The following is an 8,443-nucleotide window of genomic DNA, read 5'->3' as shown; positions in this document are numbered from 1 at the left end:
AATTGAGATTCAGGCCGTCCGAAACGGGCGGCAGTTCCTCGCGCGCCGCGCCGTCGTCACGCCCGGCTTCGCCGGCCTCCTGCGCGGCGCGCTCCTCGGCAAGGCGTCGGGCGGCCTCCTCCGCATCGCGCATCCGTCGCGCCTCGTCCGCCTCCCGTCGCCGCTGCTCTTCGCGCTGCTCCACGGCGGCCCGTTCGTCGCGCTGGCGCTGCAGCCGCTGCTGTGCGTCGGTGCGCCGGCGCTCCTCCTCCGCATCCTGCAGCCGGATCGCCTCGGCGCGGGCCGCACGGGCGTCCGTCCTGGCCTTGTAGAGCGCCGCTTCGCGGCGCAGCCGCTGCTTCTCGAGAACGTTCGCCTGCAGCGTCTCGACACGCCGTCGTTCGATCTCGAACTTGCGAAGCGACAGATAGTTGGCAAGGCCGTCCGCTCCGAGGTCGAGCGCCGGGGCGTCAAGCGGTCCGGACCAGGCCAGCGACACTTCCGGCTCGGCACCGGCAAGCGCCTCCTCGCCGGCGCGAAACCGCAGCTCGGTCCGGGCGGCAAGCGTCCGGTCGACGAGGCCGATCTCGGCCGCCCCGGTGAGCCGCGCCGCGCCGTCGCCGGCCGAGACCGACTGGACGCGCAACGTGCCGCCGACGATCGAAAAGGGAATCGACACGCCGCCGAGCAGCGTCTCGCCCTTCAGGATCTGTGCCTCGGCAATCGGCTCCACCCTCTCCGGCGTGATCTCGCCCTCCATCGCATCAGCAGCCGACAGGAGGGCCGGGAAGGCCATCGTGTCGAGCCCCATCACCTTGACGCCGTGCAGCCGGGCGACACCCGAGCCGCTTGCCGAGCGCGCAATACCATCCACGCTCGTGCCGCTTGCATCGAGCGCTATCGTCAGATCGCCGCGGCCGGTCAGCACGGGACCGTATTCCCCGCTCCAGGAGAGCTCGGCCAGATCGACATCCGCAAGTTCGAGCCGAGCCTCCAGCAGACCGTTCTCCTCCGCCTTGGCAAGCTTGACGCGCCCGCTGACGCTGCCGCCGAGCCAGCGGCCCTTGAGGTCTTCGAGCGACAGGTCCGCGCCGTGCCAGACGAGGCGCGCCGTCAGGCCGTCCACCGGGCCGAACAGCCCCGGCGTGAACCGTGTTGCCGACAGGTCGATCGCGACGTCGGCGGCGTCCCATGCCGGCCGGCCGAGCGCGCCGCCGTTGAGCGTTCCGCCGCTCTCGTCGCGCAGCGGCCCGATGATCGCCTCCGCAAGCCAGTCGAAATCTGCCGCATCGACAGAAAGCCGCCCGGTTCCCCTGGGGAAGCCGGCGCCGCGCTCCAGCGACAGGTCGCCCGACAGCGCATTGCCGTCGAGCCTGCCCGAGACATCCGTCAATGTCAGCGCACCTTCGGTCACCGCCGCGTTACCTTTGACTTCCGCCGGCAGGCCGAGGCCGGTCTGCGGCAGGGCGATGCCGTTCATCAGAAGGTAGGGTTCCGCGTCCTCGCTGTCGAATGCCACACGGTAGGTGCCGGTGAGGAAGTTATCGGCGGAAAGCTCCCCCTCACCCTCCATCGTCAGCGAGGTGCGGTCGGTGGTGAAGGCGAACGATACGGCAGCCGGCCCCTCCGCCGCCCGATCGATCCGGGCCGTAACGATGCCGTTTTCCTCTGCATCGAACGGCAACGGGTCAAGGCCGAGCTGACCGGCGAGCACGACGGTGCGCGGATTTTCCAGCGTCGCCTCGGCACTGAGCACCCGGCCGGCGGTGAGGTCGGCAAGGCTCGGCGCCGAGAGCCGGAGGTCGAGGCGTCCCTCGCCGGCGGTACCCGAAACGGACGCAGCCACTGCCCCGTCGGCGACAGAAAGATTGCCCGCGAGATCGGCGCCGTCATAGTAGCCGGCACTTTGCAGGAAGCGCGCAAGCGCCGGATGCGGCGGAAGATGGCGCGACAGCAGGGCCGCGAAGGGCCGCATCTGCGCTGCGCGCAGCGTCATGCGCAGCCCGGCCGCGGGATCGTCGAGCGCACCGCCGACATTGCCGTCGACGGCCAGTGCGGCGCCGGCGAGCGAATCGATGCGCAGCCTCTCGATCGAGAGCCGCCCGTCTTTCAGCGCGACGACCGCGTCGACGCCGTCGACGTCCTCGCTGAAGGCCTGCAGCCGGTCGACCTTCAGGTCAAGCGCGATCGAATGATCGAGCAGCGTCGCAAGCGAACTGTCGCCAGCCGCCATGCCGGTCAGCGCGCGCAGCGAGGCAACGTCGATGCTGTTGCCCTTGAGTTCGAGCGAGAGCGACGGTCCGCCGTCGACGGGCGACTCGCGCTCCGCACGCCCGGTCAGTGTCGCGGAATCAACCGCGAATTCGAGGTTTTCGAACCGCTGCAGTTCGTCCGTGAGGTTGACGCGGGCGGAGAAACCGGCGGTCTTCAGCCTGCGGATTTCCGGATCGACCGAGCCCGCCGCCCAGGCCGCGAAACCGGAGGGCTGGTTGGAGGCGACGAGCAGGTTGCCGACGAAGGCCCGGTTCTCCTTGAGCGTCAGCCGCCCGTCCGCCTCGATCGTCGTGCGGCCCGGAAGCTGCGCCGTGCCGCGCTCGACCAGCCAGCCGTCGCCGTCCGGCTTCAGTGCCAGCGCGACATCCCGGATCGTCGTGTCGCCGATAAGGATCGCCGGCAGGCTGATGCGTGCCTCGCCGGGCACCTGCGGCACCGGAATATCGGCGGCGATGGCCAGCAGCGCCTGCAGCCGCTGGCGCGCCGAGAGATGGGAATCGCGGCCGGTCTTGCCGCTTTCGCCGCTGTTGCCGATGCGGTTGACGTCGATCTGCTGGCCGTCCGCCGTCAGCAGGAAGTCCGGCTTGGCGCCGGTGTCCAGCGTCGCCTCGCCGGTGACGATATAGGGATCTGCCGGATCACCGAGCTCCAGGCGGTAGTCCGGGACGCGCAGCCGCTCGTTGGAAAGCTCGAAGCCGCCGGTGACCCGGAGCGTGTCCAGCGGTTCCGTCGCGGCTGCCGCCTGATCGTCACGGCGCTCCGATACCGTGAACGTCCCGTCATAGCGCGGCCGGAATTCGACGAGCTTCAGATCACCTTCCATGTCGACATTGAACGCCAGCGCATCCGGTACGATGGCGGCACGCAACCGAAGCGCGCCCTTCTCGTCGATCGCGCCGCTCGACACCTGAAAGGCACCTGCCGCGCCGTCGAGCGCGCCGCGTCCGTCGACGCGCCACGGCCCGGCGAGCGAGCGCGCGGCGACATTGGCCGAGAGGTCCGTCACATGGCGCGTGCGCCCCGTCTGCTCGTCGACGAACTCGATCTCGCCGCCGGAAATCGTCACCTTCTCGAGGACGACAGTCTTGGCCGGGATGTCCGTGCGGCGTCCCCGCGCCCAGTCGAGCGTGCCGTCGGGGAAGAGACGCACGCGCGCCTTCGGCTCCTCCACGCGCATGTCGAAGATGAGAGCCTCGCCGCTCAGGAACGGTGCCAGTTCCGCATCCATCGAGAACCGGGCGACCTCGATCATCGGACGGCCGTCCTCCTCGCCGACGCGGACATCGGACAGCGTCACGGAGGGAAAGGGCAGGATGCGCGCGTCGACGCTGCCGTGAACGACGACCTTGCGGCCGAGGATACGGCTCGCCTCCCGCTCGAAATCCTGCCGGAAACTGGTCCAATCGATGAAGAACGGCGCCAGCAGTGCGGCGAAAAGGGCCACCACCACGAGACCGCCGACAAACAACATGATCCGTGAGAGCAAACCGCGATCCTGTCTTAAGCTTTGTCGATCCCGCGCAGGATAGCGCGGAAATCCGTCAGTCGAGGGAAAAAATCTTGCCCGGATTGAGAATATTGTCGGGGTCGAGCGCCCGCTTGATCTGGCGCATGACATCGACCGACCCGCCGAGCTCGGCCGCGAGAAATCCGCGCTTGCCCTGGCCGACGCCGTGCTCGCCGGTGCAGGTGCCGTCCATTGCCAGCGCCCGCGCGGCAAGGCGCGCGATGAAGTCCTCCGCCTTCTCGACTTCCCCCGGATCCTTGTCGTCGAAGACGAGGCTCACATGGAAGTTGCCGTCGCCGGCATGGCCGACGATCGGCGCCAGCAGGCCGTGCGCCTCGATATCGGTTTCCGTCTCGGCGACGCAGTCGGCGAGGCGCGAGATGGGCACGCAGGCGTCGGTGGCGATCACCGCATGGCCGGGTCGCAGGCCTTTCGCGGCCCAGTAGACGTCATGGCGCGCCTTCCAGAGTCTTGCCCTTTCGGCCGCATCCGACGTCCACTGGAAGTCGCCGCCGCCGCACTCGGCGGTCACCTCGCCGAACTGCTCCGACTGGAGCTTGACGCTCGCCTCGTTGCCGTGGAACTCGACGAAGAGCGTCGGCTGTTCCGGCAGCGCAAGACCCGAATAGGCGTTGCAGGCCTTGATCTGCAAGGCGTTCAGCAGCTCGATGCGCGCGACGGGAATGCCGAGCTGGATCGTCATGATCACGGCGCTGCAGGCGTCCTTCAGCGTCGGAAAGCCGCAGACGCCGCCGGCGATCACCTCGGGAATACCCTGGAGCCGCAGCGTCACCGAGGTCAGGATGCCGAGCGTGCCCTCCGCGCCGACCAGAAGGCGGGTGAGGTCGTAGCCGGCAGAGGTCTTGCGCGCCCGGCGCGCCGTGCGGATCTCCTCGCCGGTCGCCGTCACCGCGGTCAGCGCCAGCACGTTGTCCTTCATCGTGCCGTAGCGCACCGCATTGGTGCCCGAGGCACGGGTCGAGGCCATGCCGCCGATCGAGGCGTTGGCGCCGGGATCGATCGGGAAGAACAGACCCGTGTCGCGCAGATAGGCATTCAGCTCCTCGCGCGTGATGCCGGGTTCGACGGTGCAGTCGAGATCCTCGGCATTGACTTCGAGAACCCGATTCATGCCGCTGAAATCGATGGAGAAACCGCCATTCGGCGCGTTCACCTGCCCCTCCAGCGAGGAGCCGGTGCCGAACGGCACGATCGGCACGCGATGCGCCGCACAGATGCCGACCGCGCGCTTCACGTCATCGGCGCGCTCGGCAAACAGCACGCCGTCCGGCAGTTGCGGCGGGATATAGGTGGTGGTGTGGGCGTGCTGGCGGCGGATCGCCTCGCCGGTCTGGAACCGCGCTCCGAAGGCTGCGCGAAAAGCGTCCGCCGCAGCGGAGATCGCCGCTTCGTCGCGCGGGCCGATCCTTATATCCGTCAATGCCATAGCCCATCCTCCCGACTGTCCGGGCGTAATGTGCAAATTGCGGCGCGGCTGTCCAGTTGGAACTTCATGGGGCTGGAGCGGCGAAGCCGTGTCACTCCGCCGGTTGCCCGGCCTGCAGGCCAGCGGCATGGTCCATTTCGTGCTGCAGCCGCTTCTCCTCGTCCATATGGGGCGCGGTAAAGCGGGCGATCGAAAGATAGGCGACGGGCGTCAGGTAGAGCGTGACGACAGTCGCCAGCCCAAGGCCGCCGACGAGCACCCAGCCGAGCGCAATGCGCGCCTCGGCGCCGGCCCCGCTGGCAAGCACGAGCGGCACGGCACCGACGACGGTCGCGATCATCGTCATCATGACAGGCCGGAGCCGGATATTGGCCGCATCCTCGATGGCGCTGCGCACATCCTGGCCGCGGTCGCGGAGCTGGTTGGCGAACTCGACGATCAGGATGCCGTTCTTCGCCATGATGCCGACGAGCAGCACCAGCCCGATCTGGCTGTAGATGTTGAGCGTCGTTCCCGTGAAGATCATCGCGAAGATGGCGCAGGCGAGCCCGAGCGGCACCGTCGCCATGATGATGAGGCCGGAGACGAAGCTCTCGAACTGCGCCGCAAGCACCAGGAAGATGATGACGATGGCGAAGCCGAAGGTGATGAAGAGGCCGTTGGAATTCTCCTCCAGCGTCGCGGCTTCGGCCATCGGAATGAGACGGGACCCTTCCGGCAGGAGCGGCTCGGCCATCGCCTCGACCATGCCGAGGGCGTCGCCGAGGGCCAGATCCCCCTTGAGGCCGGCCGAAAGCGAGACGGCGCGAAGCTGCTGTTCGCGCGAGAGTTGCGGCGCCACCGCCTTTTCCTCGATCGTCGCGATCGTCGACATCGGGACGGTGCGCCCGTCAGCGGTTCTGAGGAAGATGTTTTCAAGATCCGTCGGGTCGTTGATCGGATTGGTCGTGGAGGACATGACGACGGGATAGGCCTGGCCCTCGACATAGATGTCGACCACGCTCGTTCCATCCAGCATCGCCTGCACCGCCGACGCCATGCCGGCGATGTCGATACCGAGGTCCGAGGCCCGTTCCCGGTCGATCGTCACCGAAAGCTGCGCCTGGTTCGCCTCGTAGTTCAGCCGGACATTCTCGAAACGGCCACTGTCCTCGATCTTGCGGACGAGTTCGGCAGCCGCCTTGCCGAGCCTGTCGTAATTGTTGCCGACCAGCGCCACCTGCAGGCCGTTGCCGGCACCGCGGATGCCGAGGCTGTTCGGCTGGATGGCGAAGGCCCGCACGGAGGGCACGGCGGCCGTCGCCCTGTCGATATCGGCGACGATCTCCTGCTGGGTGCGGGCGCGCTCGTCCCAGGGAGCGAGCGTCAGCACCATGAAGCCGCTGTTCGTCGAACCGCCCTGCCCCGAGATCGAGAAGATATTGACGATCTCGCCGCTGTCGAAGAGCGGACGCAGCCTGTCCTCGATCAGCTTCATCTGGTCCTGCGCATATTCGAGCGAAACGCCCTGCGGCGCATTGATGCGCATCATGACGAGCGACCGGTCCTCGCGCGGCGTCAGCTCCGACTTCACGGTGAAGAATGACCCGGCACCGAAGGCGGTGAACACCGCGGCGATCATGAAGACCACGAGCGGTGCATTGAGGCAGGCGCGCAGCGTCCGCCGGTAGAAGGCGGCGCAGAACGCACCGAAGCGCCCCAGCAGCCCATGATTGTGGCTATGCGCATCGGCGGATTTCAGCATGCGCGAGGCCAGCATCGGGCAGAGCGTCAGCGCCACGAAAGACGACAGCAGGATGGCGATGGCGAGCACGAAGCCGAATTCGCGGAACAGCCGGCCCGTCTGGCCGGGCAGGAACGAGAGCGGGATGAAGACGGCGGCAAGCGTCGCCGTCGTCGCGATGACCGCGAAGAACACTTCGAGCGTGCCCAGCACGGCGGCGGCGCGAGGACCCAGCCCCTCGCTCCGCCGCCGGACGATGTTTTCAAGCACGACGATCGCATCGTCCACCACGAGCCCCGTCGCCAGCACGATCGCAAGCAGCGTCAGGATGTTGATCGAGAAACCGCACAGATAGATCGCCGCGATCGTACCCAGGAGCGCGATCGGCATACTGATCGTCGGGATCAGGGTGGCGCGCCAGTCGAGCAGAAACAGGTAGATGACGAGCGTCACGATGAGGATGGCAACGGCAAGCGCGATTTCCACTTCGTGGATGGCCCCGTCGATAAAGACGGCATCGTCGCTGGTGACCCGGAACGTCGTTCCCTCGGGCAGGATCGATTCCAGGCGTTGCACCGCTTCACGCACGCCGGCCGAAATGTCGAGCGTGTTCGACTGGGCCTGCCGGATGATGCCGAGGCCGATGCCTTGCCGGCCGTTCGCGCGAAGCGCGGTCGTTCCGTCGTCCGGCCCGAGCGTCACGACCGCCACATCGCGCAGCCGCACCCGGTTGTTCAGCATGAGGTTCTCGAAATCGTCCGGCGTCGCAAGATCCGCCGTCGCGCGCACGGTGATGTCCTGGTTGCGGCTGGTGAGCGAGCCCGCAGGCACGTCGAAGGAGGCCGTCGACAGCGCGTCGTGCAGATCGGCGATGGTCAGGCCGCGGCTTGCGAGCTTCGCCTGGTCGACGTCGACCCGGAACACCTTTTCCTGTTCGCCATAGACCGCCACGTCCGCCACGCCCTCCACCGCGGCCAGCCGGTCGGCGATCTCGTTTTCGGCGAGCAGCGTCAGGTCTTCCATCGACAGCCGGTCGGAGGTCAGCGCCAGGCGCATGATCGGCTGGCTGTCCGCGTCCGCCTTCACGACACGCGGCTCGTCCGCCCCGTCCGGAATCTGGTTCGTCACCCGGCCGAGCGCGTCGCGCACGTCGTTGGCCGCCTGCCCCACGTCGGTTGTATCGGAGAACTGCATGGTGACACGGCTGCGGCCGAAGGAGGATTCCGACGAAATGTCGTTGATGCCCTGCACCCGCGAGACGGCGCCCTCGATGACATCGGTCAGTTCCCGGTCGACGGTCTCGGGCGAGGCGCCATCGAAATCCGTCGTCACCGAGACGACGGGCCGGTCGACGGAGGGAAGTTCGCGGATCTCGACGCCGTTCAGCGCCGCAAGGCCGGCGACGACGATCAGCGTATTGACGACAAGCGCAAAGATCGGGCGGCGGATGAAGAGCGCCGTAAAGCCCGCCTGGCCGCCATGAGCCGTGTGATCCGGCACCTTGCCCACCATC

At 67.8% G+C, this 8,443-nt stretch carries 3 protein-coding genes; all 3 read right to left on the bottom strand.

Annotation, left to right across the window (positions count from 1 at the left end; genetic code table 11):
- A partial coding sequence (locus tag LXM94_RS13450) for a hypothetical protein (protein ID WP_456239086.1) occupies nt 1-3,703 on the bottom strand: 3,703 nt, incomplete at its 3' end.
- Between the two features lie 91 nt (nt 3,704-3,794).
- Nucleotides 3,795-5,207, bottom strand: a complete 1,413-nt coding sequence (locus tag LXM94_RS13445; RefSeq protein ID WP_235771980.1) for an FAD-binding oxidoreductase — start codon at nt 5,205-5,207, stop codon at nt 3,795-3,797.
- Nucleotides 5,208-5,298: 91 nt separating this feature from the next.
- Nucleotides 5,299-8,442, bottom strand: a complete 3,144-nt coding sequence (locus tag LXM94_RS13440; protein ID WP_235771979.1) for an efflux RND transporter permease subunit — start codon at nt 8,440-8,442, stop codon at nt 5,299-5,301.
- Between the last annotated feature and the right edge of the window lies 1 nt (nt 8,443).

The organism is Rhizobium alarense (genome assembly GCF_021555155.1).
Classification (GTDB): domain Bacteria; phylum Pseudomonadota; class Alphaproteobacteria; order Rhizobiales; family Rhizobiaceae; genus Rhizobium_D; species Rhizobium_D alarense.
The sequence above is the reverse complement of the archived record's forward strand: the minus strand, read 5'-3'. Positions and strand labels throughout refer to the sequence as shown.